Raw genomic sequence first — 22,097 nt, 5'->3', positions numbered from 1 at the left:
ATGGTCAACCACTCGGGCCGGCATCACGGAATGCGCCGGTAACGACCCTAGCTCGTTCCGTCCAGGTAGATCCACGACACTCAAACACCTCGATGAATGCCGCGTGGTCCGGTGGGAGCGCGACGACGGTGCAAATAGAAAGGCTATCAATGATGGTTTAGGTTCTTGTCTCCGTCCGGAAGATTTCTTGCCCGGATGGGCACCGTGATCAGCTCGGTCATGGATTCCTCGGCCTCGCCGAGGACACGGCGGGATTAAGGTTGTCCAAGATCCCGGGTGCGTTGGGTGACGAAAGCGCGCGTGCCCGGATACCGTCAGCGCATGCCGGAGCGCGGGTCGGAGTCGACCAGTCAGCCAGTCGACGACGCGGCCGGCACGCCCGACAACTCTTCTGGCACGCCCGACTCTTCTGACACGCCCGCCAACCCTCTTCTCACGCAGGCGGCGCCGGGGGAAGAGGCGCTCGCGGGGTACGACGACGAGCGGCCGGCGCGGGCGCTCAGCGGTTGGGTGCTCCGGGCGGTGGACGTGGCCGCCGCGTTGATCGCGGTGTTCTCGCTGTACCAGGTGTTCTTCCCGCTGGCCGCCGGTCGGCAGTACGCGCTGATGTTGTTCCTGGCCTGCGTGTTGCCGCTGGTGTTTCTCTGCTACCGCGCCACGGCGCGGCGACGGAACGCCGGCCGGCCGGACAACCCCGGCCCGGCCGACTGGGTGCTCGCCGCCGCGTCGCTGGTCGTCGCGCTGTATCCCGCGCTCACCGGGTATGACGCGTTCCTGGACCGGCAGGGTCTGCTCAGCCCGGCCGACCTGGTCGCGGGCGGAGTGCTGCTGGTGCTGGTGCTGGAGGCGTGCCGGCGCACCACGGGCTGGGTGCTGCCGGCGGCCTGCCTGCTCGCGCTGGCGTACTCCTACTACGGCGGGCTGCTGCCGCAGAACTGGGCGATCGCGCACCAGGGGCTGAACGCCGACGAGATCATCAACGGCCTGTACAACGACGCGTCCGGGTTCTACGGAGTACCGCTGTCCGTGGCGGCCAGCTACATCGTGCTGTTCGCGCTGTATGCGGCGGTGTTGGACCTGTCCGGGGCCGGGCGGTTCTTCATCGACCTGTCGTTCGCCGCGTTCGGCCGCTCGCGGACCGCGCCCGGACGGACGGTGACGCTGTCCGGGTTCCTGCTCGGCACGGTCTCCGGATCCGGCGCGGCGACCACGGTCAGCCTCGGCTCGGTGACCTGGCCTATCCTGCGCCGGGCCGGCTACCCGGCCGAGAACGCCGGCGGAATGCTGGCCGCGGCCGGCATCGGGGCGATCCTCTCGCCACCGACCCTCGGCGCGGCGGCGTTCATCATCGCCGAGTATCTGCGCGTCTCCTACCTGCAGGTACTGCTCTGGGCGATCGTGCCGACGCTGCTCTACTACCTGGGCATCCTGCTGGCGGTGGAGATCGACGCGCGGCGGCACGGCACCAGCGCGGTCACCGTTCGCGAGCCGGGGGCACCCGGGCCGTGGCGGATTCTCGGCCGGTACGGCTACCACCTGCTGTCGCTGGTGGTGATCGTGGTCTTCCTGGCGCTGGACATCCCGCCGTTCACCGCCGTGGTGTACGCGATCGGCATCCAGCTGGTGCTGTCCTTCCTGGACAAGCGGAACGCGCTCACCCCGAAGCGCCTGTTCCAGGCGCTGGCCTTCGGGCTGCGGAGCGTGCTGGCGGTTGCGGCAGTGTGTGCGGCGGCCGGGATCATCACGTCCACCATCGCCAAGACCGGGCTGGGCCTGCAGCTGGCGTCGATTCTGGTCGGCGCGGCGCGGGCGGTGACCGACAACCCGACCGGCGTGCTGGTGGTGACCGTGGTGCTGGCCGCGATCGCGGTTTCCGCGCTGGGCCTGGCGGTGCCGGTGACCGCGTCGTTCATCATCGCCTGGGTGATCGTCGGGCCGGCGCTCACCGACCTGGGCGTGGCCCCGCCGGAAGCGGCCATGTTCATCTTCTACTTCGCGGTGCTCTCCGAGGTGACACCCCCGACGGCGCTGGCCGCCGTGGCCGCCTCCGCGATCACCGGCGGCAAGGTCATCCCGACCATGTGGCAGGCGGCCAAGTACACCCTTCCGGCGTTCCTGGTGCCGTTCGCCTTCGTGCTCACCGACAACGGCGCGGCGCTGCTCACCGAGGGGTCGGCGGTCACCGTGCTGTGGACGACGCTGGTCGCGTCGGCGGCCGTGGCGGCGTTGGCCGTGGTCACCGGGGGCTGGCTGGTCGACCGGGCCGGGTTGGTGGAGCGCGCGCTCTGCCTGCCGGCGGCACTCCTTCTGCTCTATCTTGCGCCCGCCACGATCATTTCCGGCTTTGCGCTGTTGGCGTGCGCTGTAATGATCCACCTCGTGATCCGCGCGCGGCGCGGATCTGACGTTCGGCAGGTCGGGGAGGGACTTTAGATGAGGTTCGCCAGGACGGCACTGGTGGCGTTGGTCGCCGGCGCGCTAGCGGTCACGGCGGGATGCGGCGGGAGGCAGACCGGTGCGCCGGCCGACGCCACCGCCGCCCCCGGTGGCTGCGAGATCACCAAGGACACCCGGATCAGCATCGCCACCGGCAACACCGGCGGCGTGTACTACGTGCTGGGCGGCCGCTACGGGGAGCTGGTCACCGAGGCCACCGGCGGCAAGCTGAAGGCCACGGCGGCCGAGACCGGCGCCTCGGTGCAGAACATCCAGCAGCTCGGCGCGGGCACCCACCAGGTGGCGTTCTCGCTGGCCGACAGCGCGGCGGACGCGGTCAACGGCGCCGGGGCGTTCGACGGCAAACCGCAGAAGATCGCCGCGCTGGGCCAGATCTACCCGAACTACACCCAGGTCGTGGCGCGTACCGAGGCCGGCATCAACACCATCGCCGACCTGCGCGGCAAGCGGGTGTCCACCGGCTCGCCCAAGTCCGGCACCGAGGTCATCGCCAACCGGATCCTGGCCGCCGCCGGCCTGGACCCGGCGAAGGACATCCAGGCGCAGCGGCTGGACATCGGCGCCACCATCGACGGCATGAAGGACGGCACGGTGGACGCGCTGGTCTACTCGGCCGGACTGCCCACGCCGAACATCACCGACCTGTTCACCAGCATGCGCGACCGGGTGAAGCTGATCGACACCTCCGGCGTGGTGGACACGCTGCAGCGGACCAACCCGGTCTACCGGGTGGCGACCATCGCCGGCTCGACCTACCCGGGCGCCGTTGACACGCAGACCATCGTGGTGCCGAACCTGCTGCTGGTGCCGGCCGACATGGACGCCAGCCTGGCCTGCGTGCTCACCCGCACGCTCTACCAGAGCACCGAAAAGCTGGTCGCCACCAACCCGGCCGCCAAGGACATCCTGCTGACCAGCGCGCGGGACACCGCCCCGGTACCGCTGCACCCCGGGGCCAAGCAGGCCCTGGACCAGCTCGGCGCCGGCTGAACCCGTGAGTGGCGAGTGTGGCTATAGCGACACTCGCCACTCACGAGCACCGCGCAGCGGCGCATAAGGTACGCGGGTGCGGGGCAAACGGCATGATCATGATGCGGGCGGCGACCCGGAGGTACTGAAGGCGAAGGCGGCGCTGCGCGACGACGTGTGGACCGCGCTGACCGAAGGCAAGGCGTCCCGGTTCCCCGGCGCGCGCAACCGGATCTCCAACTTCATCGGCGCCGAGGCGGCCGCCGAGCGGCTGCGGGAGACCGACTTCTGGCGGGCCGCGCGCACCATCAAGGCCAACCCGGACTCGGCGCAGCTACCGGTCCGCGAGCGCGCGCTGCGTGACGGCAAGACGGTGTACATGGCGGTGCCGAGGCTGGCCGAGGAGAACCCGTTCTTCCTGCTGGACCCGGACGACCTGGCCGACCCGCCGCGAAAGGCCGCCTCCATCGCCGGGGCCACCCGAAGCGCGCGCCGGGTACCGGTGGACGAGCTCGCGCCGGTGGACCTGGTGATCAGCGGCTGCGTGGCGGTCGGCACGGACGGCGCCCGGCTGGGCAAGGGCGGCGGATTCGCCGACCTGGAGTTCGCCCTGGCCAGCGCGGCCGGGTTGATCGGGCCGGACACCCTGGTGGTGACCACGGTGCACGAGCTGCAGGTGCGCGCCACCGGGGAGATCCCGACCGCCCCGCACGACGCCCCGGTCGACCTGATCGTCACCCCGGAACGGATCATCGACGCGCGCGCCGAGCGCGCTCCCCGGCCGGCGGACGGCGTGCGGTGGGACGAGCTCACCGAGGAGAAGATCGAGTCGATCCCGCTGTTGCGGGCGCTGCGGAAGGCCGGGCACTAGCGGCGACCGGCGCGCGGTTTCGCCGGTGGCGATAACCGTTCCCGGCGAGTGGCGGCCGCTCTACCGTGGGCCAATGCACCCGCCCGCCCACCCGCCCACACCGATCAAGGGCAACGCCGCCGGAGTTCCGTTCACCGCACTGCCGCCGGCCGCCGGCGGCGCCGCGCCGCTGATCGTCACCTGGCACATGTTGGACGCGCCGAGGTCGGACGCCGCGTTCGCCGCCGCACTGCCGATGGCCGGCGTGCCCGCCTGGCGGGTGCACCTGGCCATGCCGATGTGCGGGGCGCGCATGGTCGGCGGCAGCACTGACGCGATCGTGGCGCTGTTCCAGAAGGACCCGCTCATGTCCTTCCTGAACCCGTTCGTCGAGCAGGCGACTGAGGAGCTCCCGGCCGCGCTGGAGTCCATCCGGGCCCAGCTGCCGGTCGGGGACGGGCCGATCGGCGTGCTCGGCGGTTCCCTGGGCGGGGCCGTGGCGCTGCGGGTCCTTGCCGAGACCGAAACCCCGGTGTTCGCCGGAGCCGTGGTGAACGCCGCCATCCGGATGCGCTCCGTGGTCGAGCTGTTCCCCGGTGAGTACCCCTACGACTCCGAAACCGAGCAGGTCGTCGACCGCCTGGACTTCGTTGCCAAGGCCGACGCCATCCGCGCGCCGCTGCTGGTCGTCAGCGGGGAGGACGACCACCCGGCGCTGCGCGCCGACGCCCTGGACCTGGTCGCCGCGCTGGGGCAGCGGTCCGAGCTGCTCTCGATCCCCGGGCTGGGGCACCCGCTCGCCGACGACCCCGGCATCGAGCCGGCGCCGCAGCTACCGCTGGCCGCCGAGGTGGACGCCGGCCTGACCGCCTGGTTCCGCGGCCAGCTCGCGCGGGCCGCCTAGTGTCCGCGGGCCGCCCAGAACTAAGTCACTACTAAGACACTCGCGCACGGGCTGACACGGGCAAACGCGCCTGATAAATACAACTGGACATCGATTACCGGTGGCGCCGGGCGGCGGGGATGGGCGGGCATGCCGAGAGCGAACTACGGGAAATGGCTGCCCCTGGCCGTGGCGTTGCTGGCCACCGCGCTGATCGTGATTACCGCACCCGCGCCGGCCCGTTCGGCCGCGCAGCAGGTGCTGGACGGCCGGCAGCTGCGCATCATGGCGCCGGCCGCGCCGGGCGGCGGCTGGGACCAGACCGCGCGTGAGATGCAGTCCGCGCTGCGCGAGTTGGTCGGCCGGACCGAGGTGTACAACGTGGAGGGCGCGGGCGGCACCATCGGGCTGAGCCAGTTCGTCCGGCGCACCGGCGAGCCGACCGAGCTGATGGTCACCGGGCTGATCATGGTCGGCGCCATCCAGCGCAACCATGCGCCGAACACTCTGGCCGACACGACGCCCCTGCTCCGGCTCACCACCGACTACCAGGTCATCGTGGTCACCGCGAACTCTCCGGTGCGCTCGATGAACGACCTGGTCACGGCGATGCGGACCAACCTGCCGGGGGTGTCGATCTCCGGCGGCTCGGCCGGCGGCGCCGAGCAGATCCTGGCCGGCCTGATCGCCCAGGCCCTGCGCGCGGACCCTTCCAAGGTCAACTACATCGCGCACTCCGGGGGCGGCGAGGCGTTGACCACGCTGCTCTCCGGGCGGTCCACCGCCGGCATCTCCGGGGTGTCCGAGCTGCTCCCGCAGATCCAGGCCGGCACCCTGCGCGCGCTCGCGGTGTCCTCGCCGGCCCGGGTGCCCGCGCTGCCCGATGTGCCGACCCTGCGGGAGGGCGGCGTGGACGTGGAGCTGCAGAACTGGCGGGGCGTCGTCGCGCCGCCCGGAATTTCCCCGCAACAGCGGGAGAGCCTGGAGAAACTGCTGGTGGCGATGACCCGGACCCCGGCCTGGCGCGACGCGCTGGCCCGGCGGGGATGGGGCGAGGCGACGCTCGCCGGCCCGGACTTCACCCGCTTCGTGACCGACGAACAGAACCGGGTCACCCAGGTGCTCGCGTCGATCGGGCTGCGGTGAGCGGCATGCCGGAGTCGGAACGGACCACCCAGCGCGCGACCGCGCTGTTTGCGCTGTTGTTGCTGGTCGGCGCGGTAGTGATGATCGCCGACGGTGCACGGCGGCCGGCCGGTGGGCCGGGCCTGGGGCCGGGCGCGGCGCCGGTGGCGATCGGTGCGCTGCTCGGTCTGGTCGGTGCGGGGCTGTTGGTCCAGGCGCGGGCGGCGCTGAGGTTCAGGTCACCGGAGAAGCCGGAACCGGAGCCGGACTCGCAATCAGGCGACGGAATGTCGCAGATTTCCACGCAGAGCAGCTCTGCGTGGAAATCTGCGGCCGGAGGCTGGTGGCGGGTTGGCGCGCTGGTGGCCGTGCTGCTGGCGTTTGCGGTGCTGCTGCCGATTGTCGGGTACGTGGTGAGCTCGGCGGGGCTGTTCGCGGCGGCGGCGTTGCTGCTCGGCGCGCCGAGGAGCTGGAACGTGCTCGCCTACGGCTGGGCGGTGGCCGCGATCGCGTTCCTGGTGTTCGACCGGCTGATCGGGCTGAGCCTGCCCGTCGGCCCGTGGGGTTTCTGATGGATCAGTTCCAACTGCTGCTCGACGGCTTCGCCAGCGCGCTGACCTGGGAACACCTGCTGTGGGCGCTGATCGGGGTGACCATCGGCACCGCCGTGGGCGTGCTGCCCGGCATCGGGCCGGCGCTGACCGTGGCGCTGCTGCTGCCGGTCACCTTCCGGCTGGAGCCGGCCAGCGCGCTGATCATGTTCGCCGGCATCTACTACGGCGGCATGTACGGCGGGTCCACCACGTCCATCCTGTTGAACACCCCCGGCGAGAGCGCCTCCATGATCGCCGCGCTGGAGGGCAACAAGATGGCCCGCGCCGGTCGGGCCGCCGCCGCGCTGGCCACCGCCGCGCTGGGTAGCTTCGTGGCCGGCACGATCGGCACCATCGGGCTGAGTTTCCTGTCCCCCGTGGTGGCGAAGTTCGCGGTGACCTTCGGCCCGCCGGAGTACGTGGCCCTGATGGCGGTGGCGTTCGTGACCGTCTCCGCGCTGCTCGGGCCGAACCTGCTGAAGGGCCTGGCCAGCCTGCTGGTCGGCATTGCCATCGGGCTGATCGGCATCGACGTGCAGACCGGCCAGCCCCGGCTCACCTTCGGTGTCGCGCCGCTGCTGGACGGCATCGACGTGGTGATCGTGGTGGTCGCGCTGTTCGCGCTGACCGAGTCGTTCTCGCATGCCCGCTCCGGCACCGGCGGCACCACCGTGCAACCGCTGCGCGAACGGGCGGTGCTCTCGCGCGCCGACCTGCGGCGGTCCTGGCCGGCGTGGCTGCGCGGCACGGCGCTGGGCTTCCCGATCGGCAGCCTGCCGGCGGGCGGCGCGGAGGTACCCACCTTCCTGTCCTACAGCCTGGAGCGGAAGCTGTCCGCGCACCGGCACGAGTTCGGCCACGGCGCGATCGAGGGCGTGGCCGGCCCGGAGGCGGCGAACAACGCGGCGGCGGCCGGCGTGCTGGTCCCGCTGCTCACCATCGGGCTGCCGACCTCGGCCACGGCGGCGGTGATCCTCACCGGTTTCCAGTCCTACGGCATCCAGCCCGGTCCGCGGCTGTTCGCCGAGTCCGGCCCGCTGGTGTGGACGCTCATCGCCAGCCTGTACGTGGGCAACGTGATGCTGCTGGTGCTGAACCTGCCGCTGGCGCGGGTGTGGGCGAAGCTGCTCACCATCCCGGCCTACGGCATCTACGCGGGCGTGCTGGTGTTCGCCACGCTGGGCGCGTTCGCCGCCGGCGGGACCACGGTGGACCTGGTCATCCTGTGCGCGATCGGGCTGCTCGGGCTGCTCATGCGCTACGCCGAGGTGCCGGTCGCGCCGGCCGTGGTCGGGCTCATCCTGGGGCCGATCGCGGAGAGCCAGCTGCGCCGCGCGCTGGCCCTTTCCGAGGGCGACCCGGCGATCCTGGTCTCCGGGCCGATCACCGTCACCCTGTGGATCGTGGTGGCGTTGGCGCTGCTCATCCCGGTGGTGCTACCCGTCGCCCGGCGCCGCCGCGCCGCCCTGGCCGAGCAGTCGGAGGCCAGTGCTCCGCCGCCCAGCTGATTACGGCCGCGCCCAGTTCGGCGCACGCGGGACCTAGGGCAGGGAGCTGGGCAGGCCGAACAGCGGCAGCAGGTCCGGGTCCAGGAACGACGTGATCTCGGCGATCAGGCCGTCCCGCAGGGTCAGCACGTTGATCGACCAGGCGGTGTGGCGCGCGGTCGGGTCGTCCCGGTTCACCTTTCGGTAGGCGGCCACGGCGGGTTGGCCGTTGGCGCTGGTCACCAGCGTCCGCCAGCTGCCGCAGGTGGAGAGCGGGACCTGGCGGGCGAAGTCCACCACCACGTCCCGGCCGGTGTACCAGTTCGCCAGTGGCGGCATGGACCAGGTGACGTCCTCGGTCAGCAGCGCGACCAGGGCATCCGGGTCGCCACGCTCCAGCGCGTCGGCGTACCCGATGGCCAGCTCGCGTACCCGCGGATCGCCGACCTCCCGCGCGGTCTGCTGCTGGGTGCGCTCGGGAACCCGGGTGGCCACCACCGAGCGGGCTCGCTGCAGCGCGCTGTTCACCGAGGCGGTGGAGGTGTCCATGATGCCGGCGATCTCGGCGGCCGAGTACCCGAGCACCTCGAACAGCACCAGCGCGGCCCGCTGGTTGCCGGGCAGGTGCTGGCAGGCGGCCACGAACGCCAGCTCCACCGCCTCCCGCTGCTCGTAGTGCGCATCCGGGGCGGACGGGCCGTCCGCCAGGGCGGAGTCCGGGTACGGCCCCAGCCAGGCCACCTCGGTGAGCGGGGTGTCCTGCAGCACCGCGTGGTCGCTGGCCGGGCCGAGATCCACCGGCAGTGCCCGCTTGCCCCGCCGCTCGGCGGTGTCCAGGCAGCTGCGGGTGACCACGGTGTACAGCCAGGAACGCAGCGACGAGCGCCCCTCGAACCGGGCGATCCCGCGCCAGGCCCGCAGCAACGCGTCCTGCAGCGCGTCGTCCGCGTCATGGATGGACCCGAGCATCCGGTAGCAGTGCGCGTGCAGCTCCCGGCGCAACGGCTCCACCAGCCGGCTGAACGCCGCGTCGTCGCCCGCCTTGGCCCGCTCGAGATCCGGATCCTCGGTGGCCACGCGCGTCGTCACTTCACCCATGCGAGCGAGTGTGCCAGCGCCCCCTGACAATTTGCCGCGGCTATTTCCCGCTTGGTGCGAGTGGGTTTGCTGGGAGTCCTGGGGCACCAGCGGCGGCCGATCTTCCGCCGCCCGGGTGCCGCCCGTGCGTTCGCCCGGCGCGGGTTCGGGATCTGGTTACGGACGGTGGTCGGGTGCCGGGGGCTGTGACGGCCGCCGATTCATCGAGATCCACGTGAGCGGGGTGCACCCCATGATCGAACCCCGCTCAGGTGGATGTCGTCGACGGAAAGCGGCTCGGCGGTGACCGTGCGTAGCAGGCAGGAGCCGAGGCCCGAACGCACCGGCCGGCACCCAAGCGGCGGAAGACCACCCCGACCGCGGCCGTCCAAGCGCCCTTGAAGAACCCACACCCCACCAAAACCGGCGGCCGGCGATGATTCCCCGCCACCCCGGGAGTCTCCCCTTACGGACAACCAGAAGGAGACCCCATGATCCTCACGACCCCCGACGGCCACCTCTACTACGAGCTGCGCGGCGCCGGCCCGCTGGTCGTGCTGCTGGGCGCCCCTATGGACGCCGACGCGTTCGCCCCGCTGGCCGACCTGCTCGCCGAGGACCACACCGTGCTGACCACCGATCCGAGGGGCATCAACCGCAGCCGGCTGGCCGACCCGGACCGCGACTCCACCCCCGAGCAGCGCGCCGGCGATCTGGCCCGGCTGATCGAACACGTGGACGCGGGGCCGGCCGCCGTCCTCGCGTCCAGTGGCGGCGCGGTGAGCACGCTGGCCTGCGCGCAGGCGTTCCCGGAACGGCTGCACACCGTGGTCGCGCACGAACCGCCGCTGCTGGAGTTCCTGCCCACCGAGCAAGACCGGGCGCGCGCACGCGAAGCCACCGAGGACATGATCACCACCTACCTGGCGGGCGACGTGCGGGGCGGCTGGGTGAAGTTCCTGGCCAACGCCGGCATCCAGCTGCCGGCCGAGGTGGTCGACCAGCTGCTGCCGGCGACCCCACAGGCCCGCGCGGACGACCGCTACCAGTACGAGCACATGATCCGCCCGACCACCTACTGGAAACCCGATCTGGCCGCCCTCGCCGGCGGGCCGGAGATCGTGATCGGCATCGGCGAGGAGTCGGGCGGGCAGTTCTGCGAGCGCACCTCCAACGGGCTGGCCGCCGCGCTCGACCGGCGCCCCGCCAAGTTCCCCGGTGGCCACGTCGGGTTCGTGGAGGACCCGCCGGCGTTCGCGGAACGACTGCGCGAAGTTCTCCGTGACCGCGCAAGTGTCGGTGATCGCCGCTAGCCTCCAACCCATGGCCCAGGTTCGGCAGTTCACCGTGGAGATCACCGACGCCCAGATCGACGAGCTGCGCCAACGGCTGGCGCAGACCCGCTTCCCGGAGAAGGAACCCGTCGCGGACTGGTCCCAGGGCATCCCCCGGGACTACCTGCGCGAACTGGTGGACTACTGGCGCAACGACTACGACATGCGCCGGGTGGCCACCCGGCTGAACGCGCACCCGCAGTTCTTCGCCGAGCTCAAGGTGGACGGCGTCGAGCTGGGCATCCACTTCCTGCACATCCGCTCGAAGCACCCGGACGCGCGCCCGCTGATCATGACGCACGGCTGGCCGGGCTCGGTGCTGGAGTTCCTGGAGGTGATCGCCCCGCTGACCGACCCCGAGGACCCGAGCGAAGCGTTCCACCTGGTCATCCCCGCACTACCCGGCTACGGCTTCTCCGCCAAGCCCACCGTGTCGGGCACCGGGGCGGAGCGCATCGCCCGCGCCTGGCACCAGCTCATGGGCGAGCTGGGGTACGCCGAGTACTACGCCCAGGGCGGGGACTGGGGCTCGCTGGTCACCGCGGTGCTCGGCATCCAGAACCCGCCGGGCCTGCGGGGCATCCACGTCAACATGGCGCTGTCCTCGCCGGCCGCGTTCGCCGAGCTGGGCGAGCCGACCCCGGCCGAGCAGGAGATGCTCGGCCGGCTGCGGCACTACGCGGAGCAGGAGGCCGGCTACTCCACCCAGCAGTCCACCCGTCCGCAGACCCTCGGCTACGCGCTGGCCGACTCGCCCGCCGGGCAGCTGGCCTGGATCGTGGAGAAGTTCCACGCCTGGACCGACTGCGCCCGGGACGGCGTGAAGCACCCGGAGAACGCGGTGCCGCGCGACGTGCTGCTGGACAACGTGATGATGTACTGGCTGACCAACAGCGCCACCTCCTCGGCCCGGCTGTACTGGGAGAGCTTCGGCCAGTTCCTGAAGGAGCCGGTGGCGGTGACCGCGCCCAGCGCCTACACCCGGTTCCCGGAGGAGATCGGGCAGGCCAGCGAGCGCTGGGTCCGGTTCCGCTTCCCGGAGCTGCGCTACTACGGCGAGTCGCCCCGCGGCGGCCACTTCGCCGCGTTGGAGCAGCCGGAGATTTTCGTGCGGGAGGTCCGCGCCGCAATAGGTGCCCTCGCAAAGTAACGGGGTAATCCCCGCGTGCGCCTAACTGGGCGCACGCTCGGCGAGCGCGTTCCGCGCTCGTTACGCTCGTCACATGAGCACCGACAGTGTCGTCACGCGTGCCCAGCCGGACCTTTCCGACATCGCGGGGTTCTGGACCCTTCCGATCGAGGAACGCCATGCCGCGTTCGACGAGCTGCGGGCGCGGCCCGGCCTGCCGTTCTTCGCCGAGCCGGTGTTCGACGGCTTCCCGCCGGGGCCGGGCTACTACGCGCTGACCCGGCTGGACGACGTCGTCGCGGCCAGCCGGGCGGCCGGCGTGTACAGCTCGCGGCGGGGCGTGACCAGCGTGGTGGACCGGCCGAAGGGCCTGATCACGTCCATGATCGCGATGGACGACCCCCGGCACGCCCGGCTGCGCCGCATCGTGTCCCGGGGCTTCACGCCGAAGATGTTGAACGCTCTGACCGACAACGTCGCCCGGATCACCCGGCGGGTGGTGGACGACGTGGCCGGGCGCGGCGAGTGCGACGCGGTGGCCGACCTGGCCGCCCGGCTGCCGTTGATCGTCATCTGCGACATGATGGGCATCCCGGAGAGCCAGCACGAGTTCGTCTTCCACCAGTCGAACATCTTCCTGGGCACCGAGGACCCGGAGTACGTGCCGCCCGGCGGCACCATGCTGACCGCGTTCCAGGACGCCATCCGGGCGTTGCGCGAGCTCACCGACGACCTGGTCCGGCAGCGCACCGCCCACCCCACCGACGACCTCACCTCCGCACTGCTCAACGCGGAGATCGACGGCGAGGCGCTGGACGCGGAGGAACTGGCCGGGTTCTTCTCGCTGCTCGTGGTCGCCGGCACCGAGACCACCCGCAACGCGATCAGCTGGGGCCTGCAACTGCTCACCGAGAACCCGGACCAGCGCGCGCTGTGGCTCGCCGACCTGGACAAGCACACCCCGGGCGCGGTGGAGGAGATCGTGCGCTGGTCGTCGCCGGTGATGTTCATGCGGCGCACGCTGACCGGGCCGGCCGAGCTGTCCGGGCAGCGCCTGGACCGGGGCGACAAGGTGGCCCTGTTCTACTGGGCGGCCAACCGCGACCCCCGGCACTTCGCGGCGCCGGACCGGTTCGACATCCTCCGCTCGCCCAACCCGCACATCGGCTTCGGGGGACCCGGCCCGCACTTCTGCCTGGGCGCGCATCTGGCCCGCCGGGAGATCGGCGTGATGTTCCGCGAGCTGCTGACCCGGGTGCCGGACATCCACGCCACCGCGCCACCCCGGCGGCTGCGGTCGATGTTCATCAACGGCGTGAAGAGCCTGCCGGTGGCATTCACGCCGACCGCGTGACAGACGTCACGTACAACGTACGAACGCGCGTCTGGCCTGCCGGCGCAACTGTCGGCATGCTCGAACCATGACGACCACCGGCAGCGCCGCCACCCTGGACCTGTCCGACATCGCCGGGTTCTGGACCCGGTCGATCGAGGAGCGCCACGCCGCGTTCAACGAGTTAAGGGAGAGCGCCGAGCTGCCGTTCTTCTCCCCGCCCGTGGTCGAGCACATGGAGCCGGGTCGCGACTACTACGCGCTGACCAAGCTGGACGACATCGTCACCGCCAGCCGCACCCCGGCGATCTACAACTCGGAGCCCAACGCGACCGGGCCGAACGAGACGCCGGTCGAGCTCAACGAGTTCTTCGGCTCGATGATCAACATGGACGACCCCCGGCACGCCCGGCTGCGCCGCATCGTGTCCCGGGGCTTCACGCCGAAGATGCTGGACGCGCTCAGCGACAACGTCTCCCGGATCGCCACCGAGATCGTGGACGACATCCTCGAGCGGGGCGAGGCCGACGCGGTCACCGACATCGCGGCCAAGCTCCCGCTGACCATCATCTGCGACATGATGGGCATCCCGGAAAGCCAGCACAAGTTCGTGTTCGACCACACCAACGTGATCCTCGGCGCGCAGGACCCGGAGTACGTGGCCGACGGCAACTTCTTCGGCGCACTGCTCCAGTCCGGCATGGAGCTGGCCCAACTGGTGCGCGAGCTGGGCGCGCAGCGGGCCAAGAACCCGACCGGCGATCTCACCTCGGCCCTGCTGAACGCCGAGGTGGACGGCGAGTCGCTCACCCCCGAGGAGCTGGCGTCCTTCTTCATCCTGCTCGTGGTGGCCGGCAACGAGACCACCCGCAACGCGATCAGCTGGGGCATCCAGCTGCTCACCGAGAACCCCGACCAGCGCGCGCTGTGGCTGGCCGACCTGGACAAGCGCACCCCGGGCGCGGTGGAGGAGATCGTCCGCTGGGCGTCCCCGGTGATCTACATGCGGCGCAACCTGGCCGAGCCGGCCGTGCTGTCCGGGCAGCGGCTGGACGCCGGTGACAAGGTGCTGATGTTCTACTGGGCCGGCAACCGGGACCCCCGGCACTTCGAGGCGCCCGAGCGGTTCGACATCCTCCGCTCGCCCAACCCGCACATCGGCTTCGGCGGCCCCGGCCCGCACTTCTGCCTGGGCGCGCACCTGGCCCGGCGGGAGATCAAGGTGATGTTCCGCGAGCTGCTCACCCGGATCCCGGACATCCACGCCACCGCGCCGCCCCGGCGGCTGCAGTCGATGTTCATCAACGGCATCAAGGAGCTGCCGGTCGCGTTCACCGCCGGCGGTGCCCGGTGATCGTCTCCTCGCCCGGCAGCCTGGAGTATCCGGACGTCCCGGCCGGCGCGATCCTGGCCGGCGCGGCGGCCCGCTGGGGCGAGCGGGTGGCCTTACACATGGACGGCCGCGAGCTCTCCTACGCCGAGCTGTACCGCCGGGCCTGCGCGTTCGCCCACGGGCTGCGGGCTGCCGGGGTGGGCACCGGCGACGTGGTGGCGGTGCACCTGGCCAACTGCCCGGAGTTCGCCGTCGCCTACCACGGCATCCTGCTGGCCGGCGCCACGTACAGCCCGGCCAACCCGTTGCTCCCGCCGGCCGACCTGGCCGCCCAGCTGGCCGACTCGGGCGCGGTGCTCGCGGTCTCCTTCGCCCCGGCCGCGCCGGCCCTGCAGGCGGCGCTGGCCCAGACCTCGGTGCGCCGCGTGGTGCTGCTCGGCGACGAGTTCGAGGACTTCCTCGCCGACCAGCCGACCACCCGCCCTCGGGTCGCGATCGACCCGGCGCGCGACCTGGCCCACCTCGGCTACACCGGCGGCACCACCGGGCGGTCCAAGGGCGTGCGCATCCCGCACCGCAACGTCGTGGTGAACACGCTGCAGTACGCCTGCTGGGGTTCGGGTTCGGTGCCCAAGGTGGACGATTCCGGTGGGCTGTGGCTGGACCAGATGGGTGATCCGGGCGAGTACCCGGGGCGGCTGGGCACCGGTGTGGCGATCAACCTGACCCCGTGGTTCCACGCCATGGGCACCATCGGCAGCCTGAACGTGTCCATGCTGGCCGGGGCCACCCAGGTGCTGCACCAGCGCTTCGACCCCGGCCGCTACCTGGCCGACGCGGAGAAGTTCCGGGTGACCGGCATGGGAGGCGCGCCGCCGCTGTTCGCCGCGCTGGCCGCGCACCCGGACTTCGCCACCCGCGACCTCTCCGGCGTCCTCGGCCTCACCTCCGGCGCCGCGCCGCTGCCGGTCGAGCTGATCAAGGTGCTGCGCGCGCGGTTCGGCGAGGACGCGGTGATCGGCGAGGGCTACGGGCTGACCGAGGTGACCATGGGCGCCACCGCCGGCCCGGCCGCCCGCTCGGCGGTGCGCAAGATCGGTTCGGTCGGGTTGCCGGTGTACGACACCCGGATCAAGGTGGTGGCGGACGGCTCCGAGGAACCGCTGCCCCCCGGCCAGCCCGGCGAGGTGTGCATCCAGGGACCGCAGGTCATGCTCGGCTACCGGAACCGCCCGGAGGAGACGGCGGCGGTGCTGGTGGACGGCTGGCTGCACACCGGCGACATCGGCGTGCTGGACGACGACGGCTACCTGTCCATCGTGGACCGCAAGAAGGACATGCTCCTCTACAAGGGCTACAACGTGTACCCGAGGGAGCTGGAGGAGAAGCTGTTCGGCCGGCCCGGGGTGGCCGCCGCCGCCGTGGTCGGCCGGCCCGACCCGGCCGCCGGCGAGTTGCCGGTGGGGTTCGTGGTACCCGGCCCCGGCGCCGACCTGGACCCCGAGGCGCTGCGGGCCTCGGTTAACGCTGATCTGCCGCCGTATAAACACTTGCGCGAACTACACCTGGTGGATTCAATCCCGGTGTCCGCTGCCGGCAAGGTGCTAAAGCGTGAGTTACGTGAGCGCCTGAGGTGAATTCGGCCGGCCCCCTGTGTCGCCCAGATGGCGCACGTGAGACCGTGGTGCACGTTCGCGTTCGACCGAACCGGGCTTGGCGCGTACCTGATGACCACCGAGGCGGCGCAGGGGATGGCATTGGACGAGGCACGACGACCGGGGCAAACCCGCCGCGAGCCCGAGGACTTTGACGACTACTTTGCCTCGGCCAGCGGCGATCCGATCGACGGCGACGGCCCGGTGCCCGGCAACGGCGGAAGCCGTCCGGGACGCCCGAACGGCCCTGGTCCCGGCCCCGGAAGTGCACGCCCCGCCAACGGCGCACCGCCGGCGAAGGGCGCACCGCCGAGGGGTCCGGTGCGCCCGCACGGCCCCGTCCCACCCAACGGCGCCGCCCCCCGCCCGGCGAACGGACCCCGCGGCGACAACACACCCCGACCGACCAACCCGCCCGGCCCCGGGAACGGAGGCCGCCCCGCGAACGGACCTCGCGGCGACAACGGCCCCCGACCGGAGAACGCCCGCCGCGAGAACGCCCCCCGCCCCGCGTCCCCGCCCCGCCCCGAGAACGGGCCGCGCGGGGACAACGCACCACGCCCGGCGAACGCACCTCGCCCGGCGAACGCGCCCGGCCCCGACAACGGGTCGCGCCAGGAAAAGGCGCCCCGTCCGGAAAACGGACCACGCGGGGACAACGGTCCCCGGCCCGCGAACGGCCCGCGTCCGGAGAACGGCCCGCCGCGAGACAGCGGTCCGCGCTCGGAACCCGGACCCCGGCCGAAGGGCGGACCACGCCAGGACGGCGGACCACGCCAGGGGAACGGAGCTCGACCGGAAAATGGGGCACGTCCGGACGGCGGGCCCCGCCCCGTCGGCGCTCCGACCGGCGCGGGTCGCCCGCCCGGCCGGCCGATGAACGCCCCCGACCGGGCTCAGGTGGCCACCCGCAGCCGCCCCACCGAACCACCGTCGCCGGCCCGCAGCCCGGAGAACCGGCCGGCGGAGAACCGGAAGTCGGACGACCGCACGCCCGAATCCCCGACGCCGGAGAACCAGACTCCGGAGAACCGCGGTCCGGACAGCCGTGCCCCCGAAAACCGGGGACCCAACGGCCAAGCACCCGAGAACCGCGGTCCGGACGGCCACAATTCAGAAGAGTGGGACCAGGACGACCGTCCGGCCACGCCCGCCCGTCCGCCGGCGCCGGTACACGAGCCCGAGGTCGAGGCCGCCGAGGTCGAACGGGCCGAGCCCGCCGAGGATGCGGCCGAAGCGCCGCCGCCCCGACCGGTCCGATCCACCGAACCCGAGCGGGACGAGCCCGCGAGCACTTCCGGCCCCACCGACGACCCGGGCGGGTCCGGCGACGACGCCAGCTCCGCCGCATCCGACGAGGATGCGCCCGAACCGGCGAAGCCCGACGACGCACCGGCCGAGGACGCCAAGCCGGTGGCCAAGTCGGGGCCGCCGGCCCGGCCACCGCTCCCCGTCCGGTCCACGGACACCGAGCGCGACGAGCCCGAGCCACCGGCCAAACCGGCGGCGTTCTCCTCCACCCCCTACGGCCCGGCCCCGGCGCCGAGCGACTCGCCGCCCGAGCGCGCGGGAGCCGCTGCCTTCGGCGCGGCGGGAGCCGCCTCGGCGGCCGCCGGGATCGGGGCGGCCGCGGCCGCCGGCGGTCCGGACGGCGCGCGGACCGGCGCCGATGCACCCAAACCGCCCGGCACGGGAGCCGGGGTGGCGGCCGCGCCGGGAACAGTGGATGATTCCCCGAGCCCAGGCGGTCCTCCACCTCCGCCGGTGCGGGAGGACGACTGGGATGCGGCGGCAACGACGGTGATGCCTGCCTACGACGACCGGATGGCCGGACCGATGCACCCGGGCAACATGTCCGGGCCAATACACCCCGCCAACATGTCCGGTCCGATGCACCAGGTCAACATGTCGGGTCCGATGAACCCGGTGGACATGTCCGGCCCGATGGACATGGCTTCCATGTCCGCACCGGTGCCGAAAGTGCCCGCGCAGTCGCCCGAGGAAGAGGCGGCCACCGCCCAGTCGAACCGCAAGCTCGCCTGGCTGCTGGCCGGCGTGGTGGTGCTGGCCGGGATCCTCGGGCTGAGCGCGATGAAGTCCAGCACCGACACCAGCGACATCCCCAACTCCGTGCCGTACAGCGAGGTGACCACGCCGAGCGAGGTCGCACCGAGCGTCGCGCCGTCCACCGACCCGTTCTCGGCCGGCGCCGGGGCGGTGCCGTCGTCGGTGCCGTACAGCGCTCCGCCGGTGCCGTACAGCACGCCGCCGCCACCTCCGCCGGTGGTCACCCCGACACCCCCCAAGCCGAGGGCGACCTACAAGCCGCCGCCGCGCACCCGCGTCACGCCGAGGCGGACGGCCACGGCCAACACCCGGGACCGGGGCGAGGACGACGACCGGACCACGACCCGGCGGCGCAGCTCGGACGACGAGGACCGCCGGGACGCCGCCGACGGCCTGATCCGCTGACCCGTGAGTGATTTGTGTGGCTACAGCCACACAAATCACTCACGGGTCAGGCGGCTTCGGTCTGGGCGATCTCGGCGTTCATCACGGCGTCCACGATGCCCATCACCAGGCCGCGGGACCCGAGCCGATAGCCGAACTCCTCCCAGGAGAGCAGCTCGCGGGAGAGCAGCTCACCGACCGGCCCCGGGTATACCCGGGTGGCGCGGAACGCGGCCGCGCGCAACCGCATCCGCTCGTGGTGGTCCAACGGGTTGAGCACGGACATCCGGGCACCTCCGCCTGGGTCGGCAAAAATTCGGCGGCGCCTCTGCGCTGAGTCGCATATGGCTAGCTCCATGGTTACCCAGACGTCGGCGGCAGTCACGTATCTGAGACAACAACCTCGTGGCATCTGGGTAGTCGAGAAACTACAGTCGGTAGCCATGACGTACTCCGGGCGGCTCTGGTCCAGCATCGAACACATCTACCGCGCGGTGCTGGCGCAGCCGTTCGTCACCGGTTTGACCGACGGAACGCTGCCCCGCGAGTCGTTCCGCCACTACATCGTGCAGGACGCGCACTACCTGCGCGGGTACGCCCGGGCGCTGGCGGTGTGTGCGGCCAAGGCGCCGACCGAGGCGGACACGGTGATGTTCGCCGAGCACGCCGCCGGCGCCATCGCGGCCGAGCGGGAGCTGCACGCCGAGCTGATGGACGCGCTGGGCAGCTCGCCGGAGGAGGCCGCCGCCGAGCCGGTCGCGCCGACCACCCGGGCCTACATCAGCTACCTGCTGGCGACCACGCACAACGGCTCGTTCGCCGAGGGCCTGGGCGCGGTGCTGCCGTGCTACTGGATCTACGCGCGGGTGGGTGAGGAGCTGCTCGCCCGGTCCTCCCCGGACCCGCTGTACGCCCGGTGGATCGCCATGTACGGCGGCGACGAGTTCCAGGCCGTGGTTGACGCGGTGCTGGCGCTCACCGACCGGGTCGGCGCCGAGCTCGCCCCGGCCGAGAGCGAGCGGGTGGCCGAGCACTTCCTCACCACGTCCCGCTACGAGTGGATGTTCTGGGACGCCGGTTACCGCCGGGAAGCTTGGCCGATCTGAGGCTTGGCCACTTGAGAATTCGCCCGTACGGTGTACGTATGCGGCTTCCAGACACGGCGCGGTGGGCGGCGACGCACGGACTCATCCGGCTGGTGCTCAAGCGCGAACTGCGCCGGGGCAACCCGGGCGCCCGGCTGCTCACCGATCCCGCGGTGAACGCGGACCCTTACCCCTACTACGAGGGCCTGCGGGTGCCCGAGCCGTTCGCCAGCGGGTTGGCCGGCGGGCGGATCACCGTGCACCACGCGGTGGCCACCGAGGTGCTGCGCTCGGACGCGATGGGCACGGTGGCCTTCGGCGGCGGACCGCGCCCACTGCGCGCGGTGCTGGGCTGGTTCGAGTCCGGCGCGGCGCGCAGCGTGATCGAGCCGCCGTCCATGCTGGCCGTGGACCCGCCGGTACACAGCCGCTACCGCAAGCTGGTCACCCGGGCGTTCACCGTGCGCGCGGTCAACGCGCTGCGCGAGCGCACCGAACAGATCTCCACCGAGCTGCTCGACGAGCTGGCCAAGGACGGCAACCGGCAGGTCGACCTGGTCCGGCGCTACGCCGCCCAGCTGCCGGTGATCGTGATCTGCGAGATCCTGGGCGCGCCGACATCCATGCGCGAGCACTTCCTGCGCTGGGGTGACGACGCCGCGACGTCGTTGGACCCCGGGATGAGCCTGCGCCAGTTCCATCGCGCGCAGGAGGGCATCGACGCGCTGCTGGACTGGCTGCGCGGGCACTTCGTCGAGCTGCGCCGCAACCCCGGCGAGGACATCCTGAGCCAGCTGGTGAACGCCGAGGACGACGATCAGCTCACCGAGACCGAGCTGCTGGCCACCGCGCTGCTCGTGCTGGCCGCCGGCTTCGAGACCACGGTGAACCTGCTGGGCACCGGTATCGCCCTGCTGGACCGGCACCCCGAGCAACGCGCCCTGCTGGCCGACCGGCCGGAACTGTGGCCGAACGCGGTGGACGAGATGCTCCGGTTCGACTCGCCGGTGCAGCGCACCGCCCGGCGCGCGCTGCGGGAGACCGAGATCGCCGGTATCGCGCTGGAGCCGGAGGACTTCGTGGTCCTGCTGCTCGGCGGCGCGAACCGGGACCCCCGGGTGTTCACCGACCCCAACCGCTTCGACATCACCCGGGAGAACGCCGGCAAGCACCTCTCGTTCTCCTCCGGCGTGCACCACTGCCTGGGCGCCTCCCTGGCCCGCATGGAAGGCGAGGTCGCCCTGCGCGCCCTCTACCAGCGGTTCCCGGAGCTCTCGCTGGTCGGCGCACCCCAGCGCCGCCCCACCACCAACCTGCGCGGCTACACCTCGGTCCCCGCCCGCCTGGCCGCGCCCATCCCGGCGGGCTAACCATCGAGTGGCGGCTGATGGCTGTTTTGGTCGGGCGTAACAGCCTTCAGCCGCCCCTGGGTGTCCGCATCCCCAACTGAGCGCGTATCCGTGCCACGGTGTGTTGCATCTGTGAGGGCAGAGCGTCCTGCGCGCACAGATGCATCACGTGCCAGCCGAGGTCGGCGAGGTCGTTGTCCCGGCGACGATCGCGTTCGTGGACGATCGGGTCGTAGTGGACCGCGCCGTCGTACTCGACGGCCAGCTTGGCCGCCGGGTAGGCCAGGTCCACCCGGGCCACCACATAATCGTGCTCGTCGCAAACCTGGTACTGCACGCGCGGCATCGGCAGGCCGGCCCGGCGCAGCGCGAGCCGTAGCCGAGTTTCCATCGGCGATTCCGCTCGGGGATTCGCCAGCTCCACCACCCCGTCCAGCCGCCGGCACCCCCGCGCGGCGGGCGCTTTCGCGCGCCGCGCCAGCAGCTCGGACGGCGCGAACCGTCCCTTCCGAGCCAACGCGTCGACCGCCACCACCGCTTCGACTAGATCCAACCGGCGGGCCAGGTCCCACGCGGTTCGCAACGGTGTCGTCACCCGGCACGCCCACCGCGCCACGACGTCCCCGGCCTCGATGCGAGCGCGCACGATGCGCAGGCCAGGCCGGGCGTTCGTGCGGACGGCCACCGCTACCTCGGCGGGCGCATCCAGCGGTGCGCAATCCGCCCCGAGCAGGGCGGCGGCCGAGTAACCGACGAGCACCCCGCCCTTGTCCCTGGCGAACTCGAACGCCGCCAAGGACCGTGCAACCAGGTCCAGCTCGAGATCCGCCGGGGCGTACACATCGGGGTGGATCCGCCGGAATCGCGAATTTCGAAGCTGACCGCGGGTCAGCCGGCCCGTCGCGATCGCCTCGCTACCCCGAAACGGTCTCCCCGGCACCCGGCCAAACTGCCATGCCCGGCCCGTGCACCGAGGCGGTTTCGGGA

General features: G+C 72.0%; 18 protein-coding genes. 15 read left to right on the top strand and 3 right to left on the bottom strand.

Annotated features, from left to right (window positions below):
* Positions 1 to 321: 321 nt before the first annotated feature.
* The 7 genes from ABEB12_RS03200 to ABEB12_RS03170 all read left to right on the top strand — a co-directional run bounded on the left by ABEB12_RS03200 (position 322) and on the right by ABEB12_RS03170 (position 8,385).
* Positions 322 to 2,433, top strand: coding sequence for a TRAP transporter fused permease subunit (locus ABEB12_RS03200; protein WP_185058870.1), 2,112 nt, complete (start codon positions 322 to 324; stop codon positions 2,431 to 2,433).
* On the top strand, positions 2,434 to 3,447 hold the full coding sequence (locus ABEB12_RS03195; protein WP_185058869.1) for a TAXI family TRAP transporter solute-binding subunit: 1,014 nt from the start codon (positions 2,434 to 2,436) through the stop codon (positions 3,445 to 3,447). It begins immediately after the preceding gene.
* A gap of 76 nt (positions 3,448 to 3,523) precedes the next feature.
* Positions 3,524 to 4,297 carry a 5-formyltetrahydrofolate cyclo-ligase gene (locus tag ABEB12_RS03190; protein WP_185058868.1) on the top strand — a complete coding sequence of 258 codons (774 nt, stop codon included), beginning with the start codon at positions 3,524 to 3,526 and terminating at the stop codon, positions 4,295 to 4,297.
* 73 nt (positions 4,298 to 4,370) lie between these two features.
* Positions 4,371 to 5,180, top strand: coding sequence for a prolyl oligopeptidase family serine peptidase (locus ABEB12_RS03185; RefSeq protein ID WP_185058867.1), 810 nt, complete (start codon positions 4,371 to 4,373; stop codon positions 5,178 to 5,180).
* Between the two features lie 129 nt (positions 5,181 to 5,309).
* Complete coding sequence (locus tag ABEB12_RS03180; RefSeq protein WP_185058866.1) at positions 5,310 to 6,305, top strand: tripartite tricarboxylate transporter substrate-binding protein; 996 nt, start codon at positions 5,310 to 5,312, stop codon at positions 6,303 to 6,305.
* Between the two features lie 5 nt (positions 6,306 to 6,310).
* The gene (locus ABEB12_RS03175; RefSeq protein WP_185058865.1) at positions 6,311 to 6,856 is read left to right on the top strand and encodes a tripartite tricarboxylate transporter TctB family protein; all 546 of its coding nucleotides are present in this window, start codon (positions 6,311 to 6,313) and stop codon (positions 6,854 to 6,856) included.
* The gene (locus ABEB12_RS03170) at positions 6,856 to 8,385 is read left to right on the top strand and encodes a tripartite tricarboxylate transporter permease (protein ID WP_185058864.1); all 1,530 of its coding nucleotides are present in this window, start codon (positions 6,856 to 6,858) and stop codon (positions 8,383 to 8,385) included. Before ABEB12_RS03175 ends, ABEB12_RS03170 begins: the two co-directional genes overlap by 1 nt.
* 33 nt (positions 8,386 to 8,418) lie before the next feature.
* Here ABEB12_RS03170 and ABEB12_RS03165 read toward each other — a convergent pair whose 3' ends face one another.
* Positions 8,419 to 9,462, bottom strand: a complete 1,044-nt coding sequence (locus tag ABEB12_RS03165; RefSeq protein WP_185058863.1) for an RNA polymerase subunit sigma-70 — start codon at positions 9,460 to 9,462, stop codon at positions 8,419 to 8,421.
* 470 nt (positions 9,463 to 9,932) lie between these two features.
* Here ABEB12_RS03165 and ABEB12_RS03160 point away from each other — a divergent pair, with 470 nt between their 5' ends.
* The 6 genes from ABEB12_RS03160 (at position 9,933) to ABEB12_RS03135 (ending at position 18,697) form a co-directional block, all read left to right on the top strand.
* On the top strand, positions 9,933 to 10,754 hold the full coding sequence (locus ABEB12_RS03160) for an alpha/beta fold hydrolase (protein WP_185058862.1): 822 nt from the start codon (positions 9,933 to 9,935) through the stop codon (positions 10,752 to 10,754).
* Between the two features lie 10 nt (positions 10,755 to 10,764).
* On the top strand, positions 10,765 to 11,925 hold the full coding sequence (locus ABEB12_RS03155; protein ID WP_185058861.1) for an alpha/beta fold hydrolase: 1,161 nt from the start codon (positions 10,765 to 10,767) through the stop codon (positions 11,923 to 11,925).
* 73 nt (positions 11,926 to 11,998) lie between these two features.
* Entirely contained in the window at positions 11,999 to 13,258 is a 1,260-nt protein-coding gene (locus ABEB12_RS03150) for a cytochrome P450 (protein ID WP_185058860.1), read from the top strand.
* 67 nt (positions 13,259 to 13,325) lie between these two features.
* On the top strand, positions 13,326 to 14,591 hold the full coding sequence (locus ABEB12_RS03145) for a cytochrome P450 (protein WP_185058859.1): 1,266 nt from the start codon (positions 13,326 to 13,328) through the stop codon (positions 14,589 to 14,591).
* Entirely contained in the window at positions 14,588 to 16,207 is a 1,620-nt protein-coding gene (locus ABEB12_RS03140; RefSeq protein ID WP_345702505.1) for a class I adenylate-forming enzyme family protein, read from the top strand. The genes ABEB12_RS03145 and ABEB12_RS03140 overlap by 4 nt, the downstream gene beginning before the upstream one ends.
* Before the next feature lie 894 nt (positions 16,208 to 17,101).
* The gene (locus ABEB12_RS03135; protein WP_185058858.1) at positions 17,102 to 18,697 is read left to right on the top strand and encodes a hypothetical protein; all 1,596 of its coding nucleotides are present in this window, start codon (positions 17,102 to 17,104) and stop codon (positions 18,695 to 18,697) included.
* Positions 18,698 to 18,743: 46 nt separating this feature from the next.
* Here ABEB12_RS03135 and ABEB12_RS03130 read toward each other — a convergent pair whose 3' ends face one another.
* Entirely contained in the window at positions 18,744 to 18,962 is a 219-nt protein-coding gene (locus tag ABEB12_RS03130; RefSeq protein WP_345702504.1) for a hypothetical protein, read from the bottom strand.
* Positions 18,963 to 19,119: 157 nt separating this feature from the next.
* On the opposite strand from ABEB12_RS03130, the gene tenA reads away from it, so the two are divergent.
* Both tenA and ABEB12_RS03120 read left to right on the top strand, forming a co-directional pair.
* Positions 19,120 to 19,782 (top strand): thiaminase II, encoded by a 663-nt coding sequence (tenA, locus tag ABEB12_RS03125; protein WP_185058857.1) that lies wholly within the window; start codon positions 19,120 to 19,122, stop codon positions 19,780 to 19,782.
* 38 nt (positions 19,783 to 19,820) lie between these two features.
* Complete coding sequence (locus ABEB12_RS03120; protein ID WP_185058856.1) at positions 19,821 to 21,131, top strand: cytochrome P450; 1,311 nt, start codon at positions 19,821 to 19,823, stop codon at positions 21,129 to 21,131.
* A 46-nt stretch (positions 21,132 to 21,177) separates the two neighbouring features.
* Here ABEB12_RS03120 and ABEB12_RS03115 read toward each other — a convergent pair whose 3' ends face one another.
* Positions 21,178 to 21,951, bottom strand: coding sequence for a DUF559 domain-containing protein (locus tag ABEB12_RS03115; protein WP_185058855.1), 774 nt, complete (start codon positions 21,949 to 21,951; stop codon positions 21,178 to 21,180).
* Between the last annotated feature and the right edge of the window lie 146 nt (positions 21,952 to 22,097).

The sequence above is a fragment of the Actinospineispora eucalypti genome, assembly GCF_039543365.1.
GTDB lineage: Bacteria > Actinomycetota > Actinomycetes > Mycobacteriales > Pseudonocardiaceae > Pseudonocardia > Pseudonocardia eucalypti.
Note: the sequence above shows the minus strand (reverse complement) of the source record. Positions and strands in the feature narration are given on the sequence as shown.